The following is a 19,908-nucleotide window of genomic DNA, read 5'->3' as shown; positions in this document are numbered from 1 at the left end:
ACACTGAGCGAAAGGCCCTGGCGCTTATGAACACCACGGTCAGCTGCGAGCTGCACCTGCGCCTCGTTGTATCGAGCGAGTCTTCACTGCCTGTACCCGCGGGCCTGCGGTATGACACGGCCGATCCCTACGCCGTGCACGCCACCTTCCACACCGGAGCCGAAGAGACGGTCGAGTGGGTCTTCGCCCGCGATCTTCTCGCCGAGGGTCTGCACCGGCCCACCGGCACGGGCGACGTCAGAGTCTGGCCGTCACGGAGTCATGGCCAGGGCGTCGTCTGCATCGCGCTGAGCTCCCCGGAGGGCGAAGCCCTGCTCGAGGCCCCGGCGCGGGCCCTGGAGTCGTTCCTGAAGCGGACCGACGCCGCGGTGCCACCCGGCACCGAGCATCGTCACTTCGATCTCGACACGGAGCTCTCGCACATCCTCGCCGAGAGCTGAGCCAGGCCGAAGCTGCACGGCGCCGTCCGACTCGGGGCGACGGCGCCGCGCGGAAACCACACACGTCAGACACCGGCGCCGTCACCGCGGATTCCACCGCAGTGACGGCGCCGGTGCGCTCCAGGTCCTGTCCGGTCGATCAGGCGCGAGCCCGGCAAGATCGGCCGGACAGGACCTGGGCACGAACCGCTAGAGTCAGCGCAATTCGGCGGGCACCGGCCCGCAGCAGGCAGGGAGCGAATCGTGCTGATCCCCCACGACACCCGCATCGCCCTCGACACCGTCGTCGATCTGGTGAACACCGCCCCGGAGAGCGGGCAGGACGACGTGCTGGGCGACGTCGCCTCGCTGTACGACTTCGTACGAAGCCACAGTGTCAGCGGCGTGGGCGAGCTGAGCCAGCGGGACCTGAAGGCCGTGCAGGGCGTGCGGACGCAGTTCGCGGAGATCTTCGCGGCGCCCGACAGCCGCACCGCGGCCGAGCTGGTCAACGAACTGGTGGCGGCCGCGGGCACCACCCCGCAGCTCACCGACCACGACGGCTACGACTGGCACGTGCACTACTTCGCGCCGGGTGCATCCGTCGCCGACCATCTCGCGGCGGACTGCGGGATGGCGCTGGCCTTCATCGTCGTCGCGGGCGAACAGGAGCGCCTGCGGCGCTGCGAGGCGCCGGACTGCGGTCGCGCCTTCGTCGACCTCTCCCGCAACCGCTCACGCCGCTACTGCGACAGCCGCACCTGCGGCAACCGCCTGCATGTCGCCGCGTACCGCGCGCGCCGCAAGGAAGCGGCCGGCTGAGGGGCCCCGATCCCCTCACAGCAGGAAGAGATCGTGTACCGCGGCCATGAGCAGCAGAAAGCCGATCACCGCGAGAAAGATCATCAGGGGCGGCTGGGAGAGTGCGAAGAGGCAGCCACGCGGCTCTTCGGTCGGTGCGGGGGCCTCGCCCCGTGAGGTATCGAGCATCTCGGGGTGATGATGGCGCAGAGCAGCCTGCCGTGATCGATCAACACGCCCCTCGACTGCGGGAGTTCACCAGATCCCGTGTTTGTGGCCATGACGTGATACGTCAGATGCCGTGCTTCTTGAGGATCGCCTCGATGTCGCTGAAGTCCTCGCCGGAGCCGGCGGCCTTCGGCTTCGCCTTGGGCTGGGTCGCGGGACGGCTGCCCGGCCCGAGAGAGGGCGCCGACGCTGCCGGGGCCACAACCCCCTGCTCCGCCGCCCTGGCGGCAGCCTTGCGTTCCTTGCGGGTCCCGCCGCCCCGCCGCTCGATGGCCCGGGTGGTCATGAAGAGCAGCCAGGCGCCGCCGAGCAGGGCGAAGCCGAACCAGGCGGACGGGCTGAAGGCCGTGTCCACCGCCCATTCGACCGCGCCGGTCAGCACCAGGCCGATGGGGATCAGCGAGTAGGCGGCTATGCGTGCCGCCGCGAGGAAACGCTTGCGGTACGCCGTGACGGCGGCGATGCCCAGGCCCGCCGCGGACACCGCGGAACAAATGGTCTCGGCAAGCATCCGGTCCTCCAGGCTCAGACGGGCATGAGGGGGTACGTCCCTTCCATCGTGCACCGTCGGGCCGCATTGCGGCCACGGTCCCGCAGGACCTCAGGGAGATCTCGGGGGCGGTCTCCTCCCCAGGTCCCGGTCGGTCCGGGTGGCCACGGGCTGGGACACTGGGCCCATGAGCGACTCCACCACCGCCCGCCCCGTCGTGCTCGACGTCTGGTGCGAGCTCCAGTGCCCCGACTGCCGCAGCGCCCTGAAGGATCTGCGGGCTCTGCGCGAGCGCTACGGCGACCGGCTCGACCTGCGGCTGCGGCACTTCCCCCTCGACAAGCACAAGCACGCCTTCACAGCGGCGCAGGCCGCGGAGGAGGCCGCAGAGCAGGGCAAGGGCTGGCCGTACGTCGAGGCGGTGCTCGGACGCGTCGACGAACTCGCCGCGAAGGGCGAGCCGCTCCTGCTCGACGTCGCGCGTGAACTGGGCTTGGACGCCGAGGAGTTCGACACCGCCCTGATCGACGGCCGGCACATCCTGATCGTCGACGCCGACCAGGCCGAGGGCAAGGCGATCGGCGTGACGGGCACGCCGACGTACGTCATCGACGGCGAGCGTCTCGACGGCGGCAGGAGCCAAGAGGGGCTGCGGGAGCGCATCGAGGAGATTGCGGACCGCCTGCTCGGCTAGCGCCGGCTAGATGAGCTGCTTGAAGCTGTTGATGTGGGTCGTCTCGTAGCCGAGTGACTCGTACAGCCCGAGCGCCGGGGTGTTGTCCGCGAAGACGTGCAGTCCGAGCAGCGGCAGCCCGGCGTCCAGCGCGACGCGCTCGGCGAGCAGCATCAGGGACCGGCCGTGGCCGCGGCCGCGCTGTCCCTCGGCGACCTCGACGTCGTACACGTACGCCCCCGTCTCACCGCGACGCACCTCGCGGCGGCCGACGAGGACATGGCCCACGACGGCGCCCTCCCACTCCAGGACGTGGAGCCGGATGCCGGGGCTGTCGAGCCCGTCGGGCAGGAGCGCGCCGTGCTGGAACTCGGACTTGGCGCGCGCCTCGGCCGCGGGGACTCCCCTGTCGATCCAGTTCCGTGCGTAGCTCTCGACGGCCGTGGCACGCCACTGCGCGAACTCCGCCTCGCTCATGGGGCGGCTCTCGACGTCCGGCGGCAGGGCGGGCGGTCCGACGGGCAGCTCCTTGAGCATGTTGCGGCCGCGCTCGACATAGCCGAGTGCGGTCGCGAGCCGCGCTGCTGCGGTCGCCTCAGGCGGAACGGCGACCTGCACCTGGGTACAGCCCCAGCCGCGCAGCACCTCCTCGGCGGCGAGCGCGGCGACGGTCCCCCGCCCGCGCCGCCGGTCCCGCTCGTCGATGCCCAGCGAGCGGATGGTGCCCGCGGTGGCGCTGAGAGCGGGGAAGGTGGCGATCTCGATCCGGCCGACGGGACGGCTGTTGACACAGACCTCGTAGAGGCGTGACTGCGCGCCGTCCGCCTCGTGTTGAAGCGGCCCGGTCGGCCGCAGGGTGGTGGTCATCAGGGGTGTTCTACCTGCCCTGCGGCCGCTCGTCACGGGGTTTTACAGGGCCTTCGGATCCACGTCGGCGGCCGAGCGCTCCTCGAAGATCCGCATGGCCTTGGCGGTGACCGGTCCCGGCGCCTCCGTGAGCGCGCGGTCGTCGACGCGCCGGACCGCCTGTACGTCGCGCAGCGTCGAGGTCAGGAAGATCTCCTCGGCCCGCTCCAGCACGTCGTAGGGCAGGTCGGTCTCCTTGGCCCCGGTCCACTCCACGGTCAGGGCGCGGGTGATGCCCGCCAGACAGCCGGAGGAGACGGGCGGGGTGTGCAGCTCGCCGTCGACGACCACGAAGACGTTGGAACCGGTGCCCTCGCAGAGCTGTCCGACGGTGTTGGCGAACAGCGCCTCGGACGCGCCCTGCTCGCTCGCCCTGGCGAGCGCGACGACGTTCTCGCCGTACGACGTCGTCTTGAGCCCCGTCAGGGCGCCGCGCTCGTTGCGGGTCCACGGGACGGTGATCACCGCGGTGGCGTCGGGGCGGCGCCGGCTCTCGCCGAGCGCCACGACCAGTGTGGGCCCCTCGGTGCCGCGGTCGGAGCCGAGCGGCGAGGGGCCGCCGGTGTAGGTGATACGCAGCCGCCCGAGCTCCATGGGGTTGGCTTCCAGTACGGCCGCGCAGGCGCGCCGCACCTCGTCCAGGTCGGGGTCGGGCAGGCCGAGGCCGCGGGCCGAGCGGGTCAGCCGGTCGAGGTGCCTGGTGAGGGCGAAGGGCCGTCCGTGCACCGCCTTGACCGTCTCGAAGATGCCGTCGCCCACGGTCAGACCGTGATCGAACACGGATACCCGGGCGTTCTCGGCGTCCGTGAGGCCGCCATTGACCCAGAGCTTCATCCAGCTGTCCTTCCGCTTGCCGCGTACACCCCCGACGCTACCGCGAGCAGCCGGGACGCCTTCAGCTCGGTCTCGTCCCACTCGCGCTCGGGGTCGGAGCCCCAGGTGATCCCGGCGCCTGTGCCGAAGCGCAGTACCGGCCCCCGGGGCTGGTCGCGGTCGATCCAGAACGTGCGTATGCCGACGGCGAGCTCGCCGGTGCGGCGGTCGGCGTCGACCCAGCCGATGCCTCCGCAGTACGGGCCCCGGGGTGCCGTCTCCAGCGCGTCGATGATCTTCAGCGCGCTGGACTTGGGCGCGCCGGTCACCGAGCCGGGCGGGAAGGTGGCCGCCAGCAGCTCCGGCCAGCCCGCCTTGGGCCCCAGCTCGCCGCGGACGGTCGAGACGAGGTGCACCAGACCGGGGTGGGCCTCGACGGCGCACAGGGCGGGGACGGTGACCGTGCCCGTGGCGCACACCCGCCCCAGGTCGTTGCGGACCAGGTCCACGATCATCACGTTCTCCGCGCGGTCCTTCTCCTGCAGGTCCGCGGCGGTGCGTCCGGTGCCCTTGATCGGCCCGGACTCGACGATCTGCCCGTCGCGCCTGAGATAGAGCTCGGGGGACGCGGTGGCGATCTCGACGCCGTGGGCGGGCAGCCGAATCGTTCCGGCATACGGAGCGGGATTGCCGCGCGCCAGCAGGGCGGTCAGTGCGTCGACGTCGGCCGCATCGGGGTCGGGCAGGGGCGCCGAGAGAATTCGGCAGAGGTTCGCCTGGTAGACCTCGCCCGCCGCGATGTGTTCGCGGATGCGGTGTACACCGGCCGTGTACGCCTGCCGGTCCAGCGAGGAGGTCCAGTCGCCGGCGGCCGGTCCGCGCCAGCGCCCCGGCACGGGCTCGGGTACCGGCTGCGTACGCACATTGTCGAAGCGGGCGCAGGTCAGAGCGCCCTCGAAGTCCGCGGCGACCGCCCAGAAGCCGGCCGAGCCGAGTGCTTCCGGGTCGCTGGTGACATCACGGAGGTCCGTGGCGAGGACGTGGCCGAAGCGGGCCAGAGGAGCAAGGTCGTGCACGTCTGTGAGTGTATGGCGGGCGCCGACGGGCTGCTGCGGCGTGAACACACCTCAGCACGCTGCGGAAACGCGTTTTTGTGCTGGACCAGGAATCCGCTAGAGTTCAACACGTCGCCGGGTCGCGCAAGCGGGCCGGAAACGACAAGCGGACGTAGCTCAGTTGGTAGAGCGCAACCTTGCCAAGGTTGAGGTCGCCAGTTCGAACCTGGTCGTCCGCTCGCAGGAAAGTGGGGGATCTTCCCGAACCCCTGCACTCCGGGTGGAGTGGCCGAGAGGCGAGGCAACGGCCTGCAAAGCCGTCTACACGGGTTCAAATCCCGTCTCCACCTCCAAGGACGATTAGCTCAGCGGGAGAGCGCTTCCCTGACACGGAAGAGGTCACTGGTTCAATCCCAGTATCGTCCACTGGATCCGCAAGGATTCCCGCGCGATTAGCTCAGCGGGAGAGCGCTTCCCTGACACGGAAGAGGTCACTGGTTCAATCCCAGTATCGCGCACGCAGTACCACGCAGGACCGCAGCACAACTCAAGATCGTCCCGCGCGATTAGCTCAGCGGGAGAGCGCTTCCCTGACACGGAAGAGGTCACTGGTTCAATCCCAGTATCGCGCACCAGCCAGAACCCCCGGCCGCCTCGACGGCCGGGGGTTCTGTCGTCCGTGGGGCGGCTCAGGAGGAGAAGAGCATCCGGCCGAAGCTCTTCTGGCGGTAGTGGCCGCCGTGGTGTCCGCCGTGGTGCGGGGCGCCCCAGGCGGGCGCGGCGGGTGCGGGGTAGGCCTGCGGGGCCGGCGGCGCGGGCGGGGCCTGCGTCCACTGCGACTCCAGGCGGGTCAGGGACTCCAGCTCGCCGTAGTCGAGGAATATCCCCCGGCAGCCGCTGCACTGCTCGATCTGAACGCCATTGCGGTTGTACGTGTGCATCGCTGCATGGCACTTGGGACACTGCATGATCTGCTCAGCTCCTCGCCGTTCGGTCGACGTCGCCGGGATGCATGCCCGGTGACAGGTGGTTCAGCCTACGACGGAGGCTCGAACTCCAACTCGGGCGGGAGGGCGGCAATTCGGGCACAGGAGTCGATCATGGCTTGCTCGACCTCGTCCGGTTCGCGGTGTTCTGCGGCGGATTTCGCGAGGGCGAGGGCGGCGGTCTGGACGGTCAGCGCGCGGGCGGGCGCGTCGAGTTGGGGCCAGGGGTCGCCGTCAACGCTGACCGCGGGCCCCTGTGCGGCCGTGTAAGCCCCGAGGAAACGCCCCCAGATCTCCGGGGGCAGCAGACCGGCCGCGTACCAGGCGGCGGGCCGGGCCAGGTCCCAGGCCGGGTCGCCGAGACCGAGATCGTCCACGTCGATGAGCAGCCAAGGGCCGGCGGGGGCGGGATGGCGGACGAGCTGGCCGAGGTGGAGGTCGCCGTGGCAGAGCATGTCGGCGCGGGGCGGGGGCTCTTCGTCGCAGGCCCAGGCGGGCAGGCGCGCCCAGGCCCGCTCCACGGTGGCGGCCGCGGGGTGGTCGCCCGCAGCCGCACGCATCCGTACCAGGGCCGCGGCGGCCTTGGCAGGGCCGCGCATGGGCGGGAGGGGGCCGGGGAGCCCGGCGGGCTCGACCCGGTGGAGCCGGGCCAGCAGAACGGCGGCTTCCTCCCAGGGGGCGGCGTCGGGATCCGCGGGGTCCACGGGCCGGCCGTAGGGCCAGGCGGTGACGGGCCGGCCGTTGACGTCACCGGCGGGGAGCGGGACGGGGGCCAGGAGGATGCCGGTGAGGCGGGGGTGGGCGGCGACGGCGAGGCGGGCGTGGTGCGCGCCGGGGTCGGTGCCGGGGGCGTGCGCCTTGGCGACGGCTTCGCCGTGCCGTACGACGGCGCCGTCGTCCCGCTCGGCGAGTACGGACTCGTCGCGCCCGCAGGCGGGGCAGGACCGGCGCGGCGTGACGAGGTGGGCGGCGTCGCGGGCGACATCGGCGAGCGTGCGGACGACGTCTGCGGTCACGGTCTCCCCCCGGGGTGCGGTTTCCCTGGCGGGAGCCTACGCGGCGGGGGTGCGGGCGGCGGCTTTCCCCCACCCCGCGAGGAGGGGGGAACGTGGGGCTGACGCCCCCACACACCCGGGCGCCTGGTTCGCGGCGCGAGCCTTGTACCCCCGTGTGAAGCGTGGGCCTGCGCGAGGCGCGGCCCGTAGCCCCGCCGTCGGCTTTCGCAGCGCGAGGCGGGTAACGCCACGCGCCGGGTTCTGGGCGCGAGGCCCGTACCGCCGTGGAGCACCGCCCTCGCGGCGCGGGCCACGCAACCCCCGCGAACCGGCCACCGCGGCGCAGGGCACGTGCCCCAGAGGACCCTCAGGCTTCGCGGCGCGACGGCCCGCACCGCCGTGGAGCGCCCGCTTCACGGCGGCAGACCGTGCCCTCGCGAAGCTGGGGCTTCGCGGCGCTGGGCACCCGGACCCCGGGACCCGGGCTTCGCAGCGCGGTGTTGGCACCGCAGAGGACCAGCTGCGCGGCGCGGTGGACGCGCACGCGGAGCCGACCAGGCGTGCGGCTCAGGGGGCTTCGTGGTCCGCACAGCGGCAGCGAACCTCTGCTTCACGACGGACGGAGTCCGGCGCAGCGGTAAGGCCCGTCAGGGCCGTGCGGTGCGAGGGCGCGTGCAGAAAAGGGGGCGGGCAGCGCGATGGCCGGTCAGCTCCCCAGCTGACCGGCCAAACGCTGCCGTCCGCCGCACCCCCGTCCCCACGGGGTTGTTGGCCGGATGTCCCCGACCCGGACCGCTCTTCCGGGCCCGGGGCGCCGCTCAGCGCCCCAGCATCACGCCCACGGACGACGCTTGTGTGACCACTGCTTCCCAGCCGCCGAAGGCGACCACGAGCAGGGCCGCGAGAGGGAGCACCATCGCCGTCGCCACCAGCGGATGGCGTCGGCCCGACGTGCGGCCGCCGAACGCGGTGAATGCCCTGCGTCCCTGCGTGCGGATCATCGTCCGCGTTGCCGTGTCGGCCATGGTCCCTCTCCCGTTCGTATGTGGCAGCGGCGGGTGTCTGACCTCGGGGGACGAGTGCTGCACCCGCCGCTTGACCTCAACATTAGGGACCCGGGGGGTCCCAGGCGTCATGCCCTCGTACCGATTGCCGGGCCTCCCGGAGGATGAGCAGCGCCCCGGTGACGTACTCCCCTGGGTGGAGACGAGCTCCTAGGACTTGGGGTCTTCCCCGAGGGGACGCTCCGAGGAGTCCTCCCGCGGCACGGGCTGCTCGACCAGTGCCAGCACCCTCGTGGCCATGAAGCGCGCCGTCCGCACCACCGTCCCCGTGCGGGTGACTTCGCTCACTTCCACCACCCCTCTGCGTACCGCCGTCTCGACCCTGCGACCTGCCCGGCTTGCCACCACTTCGTACGTACGAGTCGTGTCTCCCGCGTCCACGACTATCTCCACGCGGTCACCCTTCATCGATCCAATCCCCCTTCTGCGACGGACCTTTGAGATCTCGCACGGCCCACGGGGGCCCGATCCGCGGCCCCCTGACCACTCTTCAAGTTTCCCACCCGGCACTGACAATCGATCGGGCCGCGAGGGCGCGGCCTATGAGCACACCGGGGCAGGGGTACGTAAGCTGTGCCACGTCAAACGGACGACCGTGGCAGCGGGGGTGGGGTCTCCCCACCGTAGGTAGGGGACGGACATGGCGATGATGCGGCTCCGGCGCGAGGACCCGCGTGTCGTCGGCTCGTTCAGGCTGCACCGGCGGCTCGGCGCGGGTGGCATGGGGGTTGTGTACCTCGGGTCCGACCGGCGGGGGCAGCGCGTGGCTCTGAAGGTGATCCGGCCGGACCTCGCGGAGGACCAGGAGTTCAGATCGCGCTTCGCGCGCGAGGTCTCGGCCGCGCGGCGGATCCGCGGCGGCTGTACGGCACGGCTGGTGGCCGCCGATCTGGAGGCGGAGCGCCCGTGGTTCGCCACCCAGTACGTCCCCGGTCCCTCCCTGCACGACAAGGTGGCCGAGGACGGCACGCTCCGGGCCGCCGAGGTGGCCGCGATCGGGGCCGCCCTGTCGGAGGGCCTGGTTGCGGTGCACGAGGCCGGAGTCGTCCACCGGGATCTGAAGCCGTCGAACATCCTGCTGTCGCCGAAGGGCCCGCGGATCATCGACTTCGGCATCGCCTGGGCGACGGGCGCGAGCACCCTCACGCACGTCGGCACGGCGGTCGGCTCCCCCGGTTTCCTCGCGCCCGAGCAGGTGCGCGGCGCCGCGGTCACCCCGGCGACGGACGTCTTCGCGCTGGGCGCCACGCTCGCGTACGCGGCGACCGCCGACTCACCCTTCGGACACGGCAGTTCGGAAGTCATGCTGTACCGGGTGGTGCATGAGGAGCCGCAGCTGTACGGGGTTCCGGACGCGCTTGCTCCGCTCGTACGGGCCTGCCTGGCGAAGGACCCCGAGGAGCGGCCCAGCACGCTGCAGCTGTCGATGCGGCTCAAGGAGATCGCGGCCAGGGAGGCCCAGGGGCTGTCGGAGGCCCGTCCGCCCGCCCAGCGCGAACGGATCGAACAGGACCGGCCGACCTCGCGCTATCCGCAGCGGACGCAGCGCGTGGAGCGCTCCGGGAGGATGGAGCGGACAGAACGCCTCGAGCGGAGGACGGCGGGCACGTCCATGCCGCGCGCGGCGCAGCCGTCACGCACGGGCGGCACGCGCCCTCAGGCGCCGCGCAACACTTCCCGCACGAACGGGCGTCAGGGCACCAAGCCCGGTGTGCGCCCGACCTCGCCCGGGCGGCGGCCCGCGAATCCGCGGCTGCTGCGCCAGCGCATCATCGTCTTCGTCGTGGTGACGCTGATCGTGGCGCTCGGAATCGCGGCGGCCCAGCAGCTCTAGAAGAGCTGTATGCAGCTGTGCGCGGCTGTGGGTCGCGCGAGGCCCCCAGATCTGGGGCTCCCGTGCGGGAGCCGGTAGCGACCCACATCGTCAGGGTGTGCCGCGATCGCCTGAAGCGCCGATGCTTCCCTGGTCCCGACTGACGCTCAGGCGGGCCGAGGTCGGGTCGCGTAGAACGCGACGGCTGAGGCTGCCGCCACGTTGAGCGAGTCGATTCCCGCGGCCATGGGGATTCGTGCCCACTCATCCGCCGCTCGAAGGGCGTACGTGGAGAGCCCGTGGCCCTCGGACCCGAGCATGATGGCGCACCTCTCGAAGCGGCCGGGGTCCAGCTCGTCGAGCGGCGTCGCCTTCTCGTCCGGGGTCATGGCGAGGATGTTGTACCCCGCTTCGCGGACGGTATCGAGCCCGCCCGGCCAGTCTTCGAGTCGGGCGTACGGGAGGGTGAAGGTGGCACCCATTGAGACCTTGATCGCTCGCCTATAGAGAGGGTCTGCGCAGTCCGGGGACAGCAGGATGGCCTTGATCCCGAGGGCGGCGGCACTGCGGAAGGCAGCCCCGAGATTGGCGTGATCGACGAATCCCTCGAAGACTGCGATGCGCTGACCTGCGGAATCTTGGAGACCCATGGTGTGGTCGTTGACCGACTCCATGACGACCACCCGGCGGGCGGTCAGCAGCAGTTCGTCGGCCGTGGGCAGGGGCTTGCGCTGCATGGAGGCGAGCGCGCCGCGGTGCACGTGGTAGCCGGTGACCCGTTCGGCGAGCTCGGGGCTCACCGCGTACACGGGTGCCGGGAGCTCGTCGATGACGTCCCGCATGACGTCGACCCACTTGGCGGAGAGCAGCATCGACCGCATCTCGTAACCGGCGTCCTTGGCGCGCCGGATGACCTTCTCGCCCTCGGCGATGAACAGGCCCTCCGCGGGTTCGCGCTTGCGCCGCAGCTCGACGTCGGTCAGACCCGTGTAATCGCGCAGACGCGGGTCGTCGGGGTCCTCGACAGTGATGAGATCAGCCACAGGGTGATACTGCCTTCTCCTGGGTGTGGTGCCAACGGCTGGGCGCAGGTCGGTTACTGGCGGTTACGCGGCGCGGAACGCTTATGCCTTGCGCGGGCCGACGGTGACGACCTCGCCGATGACGATGACCGCGGGCGGGCGTACGTCCTCGGCGCGGACCCTCTCGGCGACGGTCGCCAGGGTGGCGTCGACGCGGCGCTGGGACGCGGTCGTGCCCTCCTGGACCAGGGCCACGGGGGTGTCGGGGCTCTTGCCGTAGGCGACGAGGGTCTGCGCGATCGCGCCGATCTTGTCCACGCCCATCAGGACGACGAGCGTGCCGCGGAGCTTGGCGAGCGACTCCCAGTCGACGAGCGAACGCTCGTCGTCGGGGGCGACATGGCCGCTGACCACGGTGAACTCATGGGCCACCCCGCGATGGGTCACGGGGATGCCGACGGCGCCGGGGACGCTGATGGAGCTGGAGATGCCGGGGACGACGGTGCACGGGATGCCCGCCTCGGCGAGGGCTTCGGCCTCCTCCATGCCGCGGCCGAAGACGAAGGGGTCGCCGCCCTTGAGGCGCACGACCGCCTTGCCCGCCTTCGCGTGCTCGATCAGGGCGTTGTTGATGGCCTCCTGGGCCATGAAGCGGCCGTACGGGATCTTCGCGGCGTCGATCACCTCGACGTGGGGCGGGAGTTCGTCCAGCAGGTCCCGCGGGCCGAGGCGGTCTGCGATGACGACGTCCGCCTCGGCGAGGAGCCGGCGGCCGCGGACGGTGATCAGATCCGGGTCGCCGGGACCGCCGCCGACGAGGGCGACGCCGGGGGTACGGGTGCGGTGGTGGGGCGCCGCGAGGGAGCCGTCGCGCAGGCCCTCGACGATCGCGTCCCGCACGGCTGCCGAACGGCGCGGGTCGCGTCCCGTCAGCACGGCGACGGTCACGCCTTCGGACCGGCCGGTGGCCGGGGTCCAGGCGGTGGCGGCGCCGGCGTCGTCGGAGCGTACGCACCAGGTGCGGGTGCGCTCGCCCTCGGCGGACGCGCGCTCGTTCGCCTCTGCGTCGGAGGTCGCGATGAGGGCGTACCAGGCGTCCGCGAGGTCGCCCTCGGCGTACGGGCGCCGCTCCCATCCGATCTCGCCGGCCGCGGCCATTGCCTCGACGGAGGGCGTCGCCTCCGGGGACACGAGGACGATGTCGGCACCGGCCGCGATGAGCGCGGGCAGGCGCCGCTGGGCGACCTGGCCACCGCCGAGGACGACGACGCGGCGCCCGGTGAGGCGGAGTCCGACGGGGTAGGCGGGGTGCTCGGCTTGCTCAGCGTGCGCGGCTTGCTCAGCGGGCTCTGCGTGCTCGGCCATGGCGGTCGTGGCTCCTCGTGCGGGGCGGTGCTTGTACGGGACCGCTGCGGCGGTGAAGCGGCTGGTGGGGTGGGGTGGGGCCCTGCGAATACCTTAAGGGGGTGGGGGGTTTCTCCCCTGCCCCGCCCCTTCCCGAAACTGGGGCGGTGCCCCAGACCCCGTGGGGGGAGGGCTACGTGGGGGCTGACGCCCCCACGGCCCGCGGCGGCAGCTTCGCGCCGCGGACCTCGGCCCCGGGGGCGGGTGGCCGGTGTATCGGTCGCCGGAGGCGTCTACCGACCGGTCGCCCGGAACGGGCTGAACGGGCGGCGAGCCTGCCGACCACAGGGCGGAAGCCGCCGACGGCGCGCGGCCACCCACCAGAGGCCGCCGGCAACCGGTCGACCTGAAACGGGCGGGCGGGTGGGACAACAGCCCGCCGAACGCGGGCGCACCCACCACCCGGCGGCAGTCACCGACGGCGGCGAGCCAGCGGGTCGCCCGGAACGGGCGTGCGGCGGGCGTACCCACCACTCGGCCGAAGGGCCCGCCGCCGGCTACTTCTCCGTGACGCCCGCCGAGTCGAACGTCGCCACCTCGTGCATCGCCCGCGCAGCACTCTGCACGACCGGCAGCGCCAGCAGCGCGCCCGTGCCCTCCCCCAGCCGCAGGTCCAGGTCGACCAGCGGCCGCAGGCCCAGCTTGTTGAGGGCCGCCACGTGGCCCGGCTCCGCGCTGCGGTGGCCCGCGATGCACGCCGCCAGGGCCTCGGGCGCGATCGCCCGGGCGACCAGCGCGGCCGCGCCCGCCGAGACGCCGTCCAGCACCACGGGCGTACGCAGTGACGCGCCGCCGAGGATGAAGCCGACCAGCGCGGCGTGCTCCAGGCCGCCGACCGCCGACAGGACGCCGATCGGGTCGGCCGGGTCCGGCGCGTGCAGTTCGAGCGCGCGGCGCACCACGTCGACCTTGCGCGCGTGCATCTCGTCGTTGATGCCCGTACCGCGGCCGGTGATCTCGCCCGGGTCGATGCCCGTGTAGACGGCGATGAGCGCGGCCGAGACCGTCGTGTTCGCGATGCCCATCTCACCGGTGAGCAGCGCCTTGTTGCCCGCCGCCACCAGATCCCGCGCCGTCTCGATGCCGACCTCGACGGCGGAGTGGACCTCCTCGCGGCTCAGCGCGGGCCCGGTCGTGAAGTCGGCCGTGCCGGGCCGGACCTTGCGCGGGAGCAGTCCGGGCGTGGCGGGCAGGTCCCCGGCCACGCCGACGTCGATGACGCAGACCTCGGCGCCCACCTGGTTGGCGAACGCGTTGCAGACCGCGCCGCCGCCGAGGAAGTTGGCCACCATCTGGGCGGTGACTTCCTGGGGCCAGGCCGTGACGCCCTGCGCGTGCACACCGTGGTCGCCCGCGAAGATCGCGACGGCCGCGGGCTCCGGGATCGGCGGCGGGCACATCCGTGACAGTCCGCTCAGCTGCGCGGAGATGATCTCCAGCATCCCGAGCGCCCCCGCGGGCTTGGTCATCCGCTTCTGGCGCTCCCACGCCTCGCCGAGCGCCTTCGCGTCCAGCGGACGGATGTTGGAGACGGTCTCCTTGAGGAGGTCGTGGGGCTCCTCACCCGGCAGGGCGCGACGCCCGTACGTCTCCTCGTGGACGACCCACGACAGCGGACGGCGCTTGGACCAGCCCGCCTGCATCAGCTCGGGCTCCTCGGGGAACTCGTCGACGTAACCGACACACAGGTACGCCACGACCTCCAAGTGCTCCGGCAGCCCCAGCGCACGCACCATCTCGCGCTCGTCGAAGAAGCTGACCCAGCCGACCCCGAGGCCTTCCGCGCGGGCGGCGAGCCAGAGGTTCTCGACGGCGAGGGCGGAGGAGTACGGGGCCATCTGCGGCTGGGTGTGACGGCCCAGGGTGTGGCGGCCGCCGCGCGTCGGGTCGGCGGTGACCACGATGTTCACAGGGGTGTCGAGGATCGCCTCGATCTTCAGTTCCTTGAACTGCTTGGCTCTGCCCTTCGGCAGGGACTTCGCGTAGGCCTCGCGCTGCCGCTGGGCGAGTTCGTGCATCGTCCGCCGGGTCTCGGCGGAGCGGATGACGACGAAGTCCCAGGGCTGGGAGTGGCCGACGCTGGGCGCCGTGTGGGCGGCTTCCAGGACGCGCAGCAGCACTTCGTGCGGGATGGGGTCGCTGCGGAAGCCGTTACGGATGTCCCGGCGTTCGCGCATGACGCGCAGTACGGCTTCGCGCTCGGCGTCGTCGTAGCCGGGCGCGGCCGCTCGACCGGCTGCAACCGGCTCGGGCGCGGGGACGGCGGCGGGCTCCGGCTCCGGTTCGGGCTCGAACGCGGGCTCGGGCACGGATTCTTCGGCCACGACGATCTCCTCGGGAGCCACGATCTGCCCGGCCTCGGCGACAGGAACGGCGGCGGGCTCGGCGGCGGGCTCGGCGGCGGGCTCGGCGGCGGGCTCGAGGGCCGCCTCGACGACAGGCAGGTCAGCAGGTACCGCGGCTGGCTCGCCGGCCGCCTCGGCGAGCGGTTCCGGGTCGCCTTCGCGCGGCGCGGGCACGAGGATCGGCTCGGCCTGAGCAGCCGGCTCCGGCACGAACTGCGGCTCCGCCTGCGGCTCAGTGACCGCTGCCACGGACTCGGCCTCGACCTCCTCCACCGGCTCGGGCGCCGGTTCGGGCTCGGCCTGCACCACCGTGGGGACCGGTGTCGGCGCGAGGTGAGGTGTGGTCGGCAGCGACCCGTTGACCGGGACGAACTGCCCGGCCGACGGCTGCTCGGGCTCCAATTCCGCTTCCGACTGCGCATGCGGCTCGGGCTCGGCGGCCGCGAGAGGAGCCTCAGCGAGAACCGGAGGGACCGGTGTGACAGGAGCGGGCTCCGGGACGAAGGCTTCTGCCGGCGCCGGAGGAGGCGTATGGGACTGCGGCGGCTGCGGATTCCAGGGAGCCCCGCCCTGCGGCGGAATCTCGCCCAGCTGCGGTCCGGGCAACACGGCTGCCGGCCCCTCACGCGGGATGTCGAGGTACTCCGGACCCGCAGTGGGCGGCCCGGGGTTGGCGACCGCCATCGCGGGCGGGCGCGCGCCCGCCGGACCGCGGTCGGCGAGCGAGCGCACCACTCCGCCCGAGGTGTCGGGCAGCGGCGGGCCCATGTGCAGCGGGCGTCGCGGGGGCGGAGGCGTCGGCATGCCCGATGTGGGCGGAATGCGTACGCCATTGAGGTCGACGGAACCGGAGTCCCGGCCACCGGCCTCGTGAGCGCCCGACTCGTGAGCGTCGAAGACAGGCGGGGCGGGTGCCACCGCCTCGGCCGCCAGAGCCGGTTCGGCGACAGGCTCCGAGGCGGGCTGCTCCTCTCCGAACTCGGCCGCAACCGGCGCGGGAGCGGCGAACTCGCCAGCCGCGTACTCCGGCGCCGCGTACTCCGGTCCGGCGGGCGGCTGCACTTCCACGAACGCCTCGGCATGAACCTCGGACACAAAGGACTCGGCGCCATGGTGCTCGGAGACGAGATGCTCGGGAGCGGAGGTCTCAGCCGTCGGCGCGGGCGGCGGCACGGCCACCGGAGCCTGTCCCACGGATTCCATGGATCCCGCGGACCCGTGACCGGCCGGCGCCTGAGCCACCGGGCCCTGCTGCACGGCCTGTACGGAGACGGGCTGCACGGAGACGGGCTGCATGGGGACGGACTGCACGGACTGCATCGCCTGGACAGGCTGCACCGACTGCACGGGCTGCAGCGGCTGCGGATCGCTCCACGCCCCCTGCGCGCCCGGCATCAACAGCAGATCGTCCTCTTCGGAGCCGTTCTCGGAGGGGTCGAGGTAGGTGTACGCGCCAGGAGCGGGGATGCCCGGCTGCTCCACCATGCCTGCGTTCTCCGGCAGCCCCTCGCCCGGGATCTGGCCGGTGTCAGTCATGCGTACCCCTCGCCCATCGCTTGTGTTCCTTCGCCCGTCGCCCGGGACGCCCGATCGCGGCACACCTGACGCCCGTCAACAAGAACGAGCGTGTGCGCCGCGCGGCACGATGCCCCCACGGTCTCCAAGCATTCTCGCGGCCGTTCGGCGCCGCGGCCATGAGATCTGCCACGGCCCGTTGTGGGCTGCGCCACGTTGCGCTTCCCCCGGTTCTGACGTACCACATATCGGAACCAAAGCGGCCCCATTTTCCGGACATTGACGAACGAAGCGACGAACGTCCGGGTGCGGTACAACGATCGGCCAGCCTACCGCGCGCCGTCCGGCGGCAGGGTCATGGGGCGCTCTCCACCCGCCGGCCGGAGAGCAGGAAGACGACGGAACGCTCCCGCTCTGCCCAAGCCGTCGTGTCCATGTCGACGCACTGCAGCAGCGCGCACTCCACCTCGTAGCCGCCGGCCGCGAGGGCCGCGCCGATCGCCTCCGCCTCGTCGCGGGTCGAGGCATGCGTGACGATGCACTGCGGCCGCCGGTCGGCGCACGCGGTCACCACCGGCACTCCCCCGCCCCCGATCCGTACGACATCGGGCTCCGGCAGCCGCTCCAGCACATGCGGCGCGCGCCCCTGGACGACCTGGAGCTGGGCGCCCGCGTGCCGGGCCGTGGCGTCGGTGCGGGCGCAGGCGTCCGGGTCCGCGTCGACGGCGATGACCGCGGCGCCGAAGCGGGCCGCCTCCGCCGCGAGTGCGCCGCTGCCCGAGCCGATGTCCCAGACGAGGTCGCCGATGCGCGGCCCGAGGCGGGCCAGTTGGGCGGCGCGCAGCTGCACCGATTCGCCCTCGCCGAGTCCTTCTGCGTACGCGTGTCCGTACGCCTGCGAAGGCAGCGCCCAGCCCCGTACCGGCGGCGGGTAGCCGGGCTCGTGGCCGGCGATCCAGCCGCCGCCCTGGACGGCCGCAGTCCCCGCTCCCCCGATGACGATGACGACGTTGGGGTCGCGCCAGGCGTGGTCGGCGGCCTTGTCGGAGGTCAGGACGGTGACCTGTTCGCGGTCCGTGCCCAGTTCCTCGCAGATGACGAAGGTGCGGTGCACGCCTTCGAGCAGGAGGGCGAGCTCGGCGGGCCCGGCGCCCGGGGAGGTGAGAACGGCGACTTTGGAGTGCGCCCGGCACACGTTGACGGCGCGGCGCAGCGTACGGCGGTGTGCGACGACGATCTGGGCGTCGTCCCAGGGCATCCCGGCCCGGGCGAAGGCCGTGGCGACGGACGAGACGGCGGGCACGACCTCGACCTCCAGGCCGTGCTCCGGCGCGCGCAGGGTGCGTACGACACCGAAGAAGCCCGGGTCGCCGTCGGCGAGGACGACGGCGCTGCCGCGGTGCCCGGCGATCCGCCGGGCGGCGAGGCCCACGCTGCCGAGCCGGATGCGCTCGGCACCGACCGGTACCTCGGGCAGCGCCAGATGGTGCGCGGCTCCGGCCACCAGCGTGGCGGCGGAGAGGGCGGACCTGGCCGCTGCGGTGAGTGGCGAACCGTCCCAGCCGATCACCGTGACGCGGTCGGCCATCGTCGTCAGTCTCCTGGTGTCGTCGCAGGTCGGGCAGCCCGCAGGTGCGGGCATGGCGAGAGTACCTGGAGCGGGCCGCGGTCGGTCGTGGCCGGGTGGCCTCAGTTCCAGTCGGTGAAGGAGGCGTAGCCCGCGTCCGCCATCTGACCCGAGACGCCTTCGAGGTCCTCGGGGAGCAGGCTCCAGACGATCAGATCGGTACGGATGTCGGCCCAGCCACCGTCCTCGGTCTGGGTACGCGCTATCCATGCGTTGCGCAGGACGCCCTCGCTGATGCAGCCGATCTTCTGCGCCACCTGCTGGGAGGCGGTGTTGTCGGCGGCGGTACGCAGTTCCAGTCGCTCGAACTTCTGGACGCGGAACAGCCACTGGGCGACGGCGAGCACCGATTCGGTGGCGTAACCCTCGCCGCGCGCCCAGGGGGCGGTGACGTACGCGACCTCGGTGGCGAGGGTGCGCCAGTCGGTGTTCTTGAGGTGGACGATGCCGACGAGCCGCTGGGTGAGGAACTCGGTGACCGCCAGAACGATTCCGCGGCCTTCGGTGCGCTCTGCAGGAGCGATCCTGCGGATCCACGCATCTGAGTGTGCGGCGGTGTACGGGTGCGGCACCGAGGTCCAGGCGGTGACCATCTCGTCGTTCATCATCTCGGTGTACGCCGGGATGTCGGCCTCTTCGAAGGGGCGCAGCACCAACCGCTCCGTGCTGATGGACACGTCCGGGAAGGTGGTAGTCATGCGCAGCTCCATGCCGAAGACCGTGTGAGAAGGGTCGTAGCCGTAAAGGCACAGCATGCAGCATCCGGTGACGGATGCGTATGGCCGGGTGGCGAGTTGGGCGAGGCCCGGCGCACCTGCCGCGGTGCGCCGGGCCTCGCTCAAGGGGCTTGCCCCAAGGGCTACTTGACGGCGCCGAAGGCCGGGACGACCGAGCCGGCGTACTTGTCCTCGATGAACTTCTTCACCTCGGGGGAGTTGAGGAGCTGCGCGAGCTTCTGCACGCGCGCGTCCTTCTCGTTGCCCTGCTTGACGGCGAGGAAGTTGGCGTACGGGTTGCCCTCGGCCTTCTCCAGCGCCAGGGCGTCCGTCGCGGGCTTGAGGTCGGCCTCGATGGCGTAGTTGCCGTTGATGACCGCGGCGTCGACGTCGTTCAGGGCGCGGGGCAGCGTGGCGGCCTCGATCTCCTTGAACTTCAGGCCCTTGCTGTCCTTGATGTCGGAGAGCTTGGCGCCGGTGCCCGCGCCGTCCTTGAGGGTGATCAGGCCGTTGTCGGCCAGCAGCCCCAGCGCACGGCCCTCGTTGGTGGTGTCGTTCGGCACGGCCACGCTCTGGCCGGGCTTGAGGTCCTTGAGGTCCTTGACCTTCTTGGAGTAGAGGCCGAGCGGCTCCAGGTGGATGTTGACGACCGGGACGATGTGGGTGTTGTTCTTCTTGTTGAAGTCGTCGAGGTAGGGCTTGTGCTGGAAGAAGTTGGCGTCGACCTGGCCGCTCTCGGTGGCGGTGTTCGGCAGGACGTAGTCCGTGAACTCCTTGACCTCGAGGTTCAGTCCGGCCTTCTTCGCCAGGTTGTCCTTGACGTAGTTGAGGATGTCGGCGTGCGGCGTCGGGGACGCGGCGACGACCAGCGCCGTGGACTTGTCGGCCTTGGCGCCGGAGTCGGCCCTGGCGGCCGGGTCGGACGCGGTGCCGCAGGCGGTGAGGCCGAGGGCGAGGGCCCCGAGAGCGGCGGCGGACACGGTGAGCTTGCTGTTCTTGCGCACGAAAAGTGCCTCTTTCTGGTGGAGCGGAACGG

19 protein-coding genes and 5 tRNA genes are annotated in these 19,908 nt (G+C 72.1%); 9 read left to right on the top strand and 15 right to left on the bottom strand.

Features of this window, described 5'->3' with window-relative positions; genetic code table 11:
- The first annotated feature begins 26 nt into the window (after nt 1–26).
- Nucleotides 27–440: an SsgA family sporulation/cell division regulator gene (locus OHA61_RS32735; protein ID WP_003959770.1), complete on the top strand. Its 414-nt coding sequence runs from the start codon at nt 27–29 to the stop codon at nt 438–440.
- A gap of 243 nt (nt 441–683) precedes the next feature.
- Nucleotides 684–1,241, top strand: a complete 558-nt coding sequence (locus tag OHA61_RS32730; RefSeq protein WP_361918136.1) for a CGNR zinc finger domain-containing protein — start codon at nt 684–686, stop codon at nt 1,239–1,241.
- Between the two features lie 15 nt (nt 1,242–1,256).
- Here the strand turns inward: OHA61_RS32730 and OHA61_RS32725 are convergent, their stop codons facing one another.
- Together OHA61_RS32725 and OHA61_RS32720 are read right to left on the bottom strand one after the other, a co-directional pair.
- Complete coding sequence (locus OHA61_RS32725) at nt 1,257–1,409, bottom strand: hypothetical protein (RefSeq protein WP_186357054.1); 153 nt, start codon at nt 1,407–1,409, stop codon at nt 1,257–1,259.
- A gap of 103 nt (nt 1,410–1,512) precedes the next feature.
- Nucleotides 1,513–1,959 carry a hypothetical protein gene (locus OHA61_RS32720; protein WP_324973400.1) on the bottom strand — a complete coding sequence of 149 codons (447 nt, stop codon included), beginning with the start codon at nt 1,957–1,959 and terminating at the stop codon, nt 1,513–1,515.
- A gap of 166 nt (nt 1,960–2,125) precedes the next feature.
- Here OHA61_RS32720 and OHA61_RS32715 point away from each other — a divergent pair, with 166 nt between their 5' ends.
- Nucleotides 2,126–2,632 (top strand): DsbA family protein, encoded by a 507-nt coding sequence (locus OHA61_RS32715; protein WP_406306052.1) that lies wholly within the window; start codon nt 2,126–2,128, stop codon nt 2,630–2,632.
- 6 nt (nt 2,633–2,638) lie between these two features.
- On the opposite strand, the gene OHA61_RS32710 is transcribed toward OHA61_RS32715, so the two are convergent.
- Genes OHA61_RS32710 through OHA61_RS32700 form a run of 3 tightly spaced genes read right to left on the bottom strand, consistent with a single transcriptional unit; the run spans nt 2,639 to nt 5,406 of the window.
- Nucleotides 2,639–3,478 (bottom strand): GNAT family N-acetyltransferase, encoded by an 840-nt coding sequence (locus OHA61_RS32710; RefSeq protein ID WP_406306051.1) that lies wholly within the window; start codon nt 3,476–3,478, stop codon nt 2,639–2,641.
- 42 nt (nt 3,479–3,520) lie between these two features.
- Nucleotides 3,521–4,351 (bottom strand): aminotransferase class IV, encoded by an 831-nt coding sequence (locus tag OHA61_RS32705; RefSeq protein ID WP_406306050.1) that lies wholly within the window; start codon nt 4,349–4,351, stop codon nt 3,521–3,523.
- Entirely contained in the window at nt 4,348–5,406 is a 1,059-nt protein-coding gene (locus OHA61_RS32700; RefSeq protein WP_406306049.1) for a chorismate-binding protein, read from the bottom strand. Before OHA61_RS32700 ends, OHA61_RS32705 begins: the two co-directional genes overlap by 4 nt.
- A 145-nt stretch (nt 5,407–5,551) precedes the next feature.
- Between OHA61_RS32700 and OHA61_RS32695 the strand changes: the two genes are divergently transcribed.
- The 5 genes from OHA61_RS32695 to OHA61_RS32675 all read left to right on the top strand — a co-directional run bounded on the left by OHA61_RS32695 (nt 5,552) and on the right by OHA61_RS32675 (nt 6,020).
- Nucleotides 5,552–5,624 (top strand) — tRNA-Gly (locus OHA61_RS32695).
- Between the two features lie 40 nt (nt 5,625–5,664).
- Nucleotides 5,665–5,738 (top strand) — tRNA-Cys (locus OHA61_RS32690).
- Nucleotide 5,739: 1 nt separating this feature from the next.
- Nucleotides 5,740–5,811 (top strand) — tRNA-Val (locus OHA61_RS32685).
- Between the two features lie 20 nt (nt 5,812–5,831).
- Nucleotides 5,832–5,903 (top strand) — tRNA-Val (locus OHA61_RS32680).
- 42 nt (nt 5,904–5,945) lie between these two features.
- Nucleotides 5,946–6,020: transfer RNA gene (locus OHA61_RS32675), tRNA-Val, on the top strand.
- A 54-nt stretch (nt 6,021–6,074) separates the two neighbouring features.
- On the opposite strand, the gene OHA61_RS32670 is transcribed toward OHA61_RS32675, so the two are convergent.
- From OHA61_RS32670 to OHA61_RS32655, 4 genes are all read right to left on the bottom strand, one after another.
- On the bottom strand, nt 6,075–6,353 hold the full coding sequence (locus OHA61_RS32670; RefSeq protein WP_328680020.1) for a zf-TFIIB domain-containing protein: 279 nt from the start codon (nt 6,351–6,353) through the stop codon (nt 6,075–6,077).
- A 68-nt stretch (nt 6,354–6,421) separates the two neighbouring features.
- The gene (locus tag OHA61_RS32665; protein ID WP_406306048.1) at nt 6,422–7,387 is read right to left on the bottom strand and encodes a phosphotransferase family protein; all 966 of its coding nucleotides are present in this window, start codon (nt 7,385–7,387) and stop codon (nt 6,422–6,424) included.
- A 797-nt stretch (nt 7,388–8,184) separates the two neighbouring features.
- A complete protein-coding gene (locus tag OHA61_RS32660) occupies nt 8,185–8,391 on the bottom strand; it encodes a hypothetical protein (protein ID WP_406306047.1) in 207 nt (68 codons plus the stop codon).
- A gap of 189 nt (nt 8,392–8,580) precedes the next feature.
- Complete coding sequence (locus OHA61_RS32655; protein WP_266478540.1) at nt 8,581–8,838, bottom strand: hypothetical protein; 258 nt, start codon at nt 8,836–8,838, stop codon at nt 8,581–8,583.
- 232 nt (nt 8,839–9,070) lie between these two features.
- Between OHA61_RS32655 and OHA61_RS32650 the strand changes: the two genes are divergently transcribed.
- Nucleotides 9,071–10,264, top strand: coding sequence for a serine/threonine-protein kinase (locus tag OHA61_RS32650; protein ID WP_406306046.1), 1,194 nt, complete (start codon nt 9,071–9,073; stop codon nt 10,262–10,264).
- 146 nt (nt 10,265–10,410) lie between these two features.
- On the opposite strand, the gene OHA61_RS32645 is transcribed toward OHA61_RS32650, so the two are convergent.
- The 6 genes from OHA61_RS32645 to OHA61_RS32620 all read right to left on the bottom strand — a co-directional run bounded on the left by OHA61_RS32645 (nt 10,411) and on the right by OHA61_RS32620 (nt 19,876).
- Entirely contained in the window at nt 10,411–11,286 is an 876-nt protein-coding gene (locus OHA61_RS32645) for a TrmH family RNA methyltransferase (RefSeq protein ID WP_406306045.1), read from the bottom strand.
- 81 nt (nt 11,287–11,367) lie between these two features.
- A complete protein-coding gene (gene cobA, locus OHA61_RS32640) occupies nt 11,368–12,630 on the bottom strand; it encodes a uroporphyrinogen-III C-methyltransferase (RefSeq protein WP_406306044.1) in 1,263 nt (420 codons plus the stop codon).
- A gap of 536 nt (nt 12,631–13,166) precedes the next feature.
- Nucleotides 13,167–16,550: a nicotinate-nucleotide--dimethylbenzimidazole phosphoribosyltransferase gene (gene cobT / locus OHA61_RS32635; RefSeq protein WP_406306043.1), complete on the bottom strand. Its 3,384-nt coding sequence runs from the start codon at nt 16,548–16,550 to the stop codon at nt 13,167–13,169.
- 334 nt (nt 16,551–16,884) lie between these two features.
- Nucleotides 16,885–18,117: a precorrin-6y C5,15-methyltransferase (decarboxylating) subunit CbiE gene (gene cbiE, locus OHA61_RS32630; protein WP_406307566.1), complete on the bottom strand. Its 1,233-nt coding sequence runs from the start codon at nt 18,115–18,117 to the stop codon at nt 16,885–16,887.
- A gap of 101 nt (nt 18,118–18,218) precedes the next feature.
- A complete protein-coding gene (locus tag OHA61_RS32625; RefSeq protein ID WP_324982630.1) occupies nt 18,219–18,911 on the bottom strand; it encodes a GNAT family N-acetyltransferase in 693 nt (230 codons plus the stop codon).
- 104 nt (nt 18,912–19,015) lie between these two features.
- Nucleotides 19,016–19,876 (bottom strand): MetQ/NlpA family ABC transporter substrate-binding protein, encoded by an 861-nt coding sequence (locus OHA61_RS32620; RefSeq protein WP_406306042.1) that lies wholly within the window; start codon nt 19,874–19,876, stop codon nt 19,016–19,018.
- Between the last annotated feature and the right edge of the window lie 32 nt (nt 19,877–19,908).

Origin of the sequence: Streptomyces sp. NBC_00885 (genome assembly GCF_045207475.1) — a bacterium.
In the GTDB taxonomy this organism is placed as follows: domain Bacteria; phylum Actinomycetota; class Actinomycetes; order Streptomycetales; family Streptomycetaceae; genus Streptomyces.
This window is presented reverse-complemented; position numbering and strand designations above follow the sequence as displayed.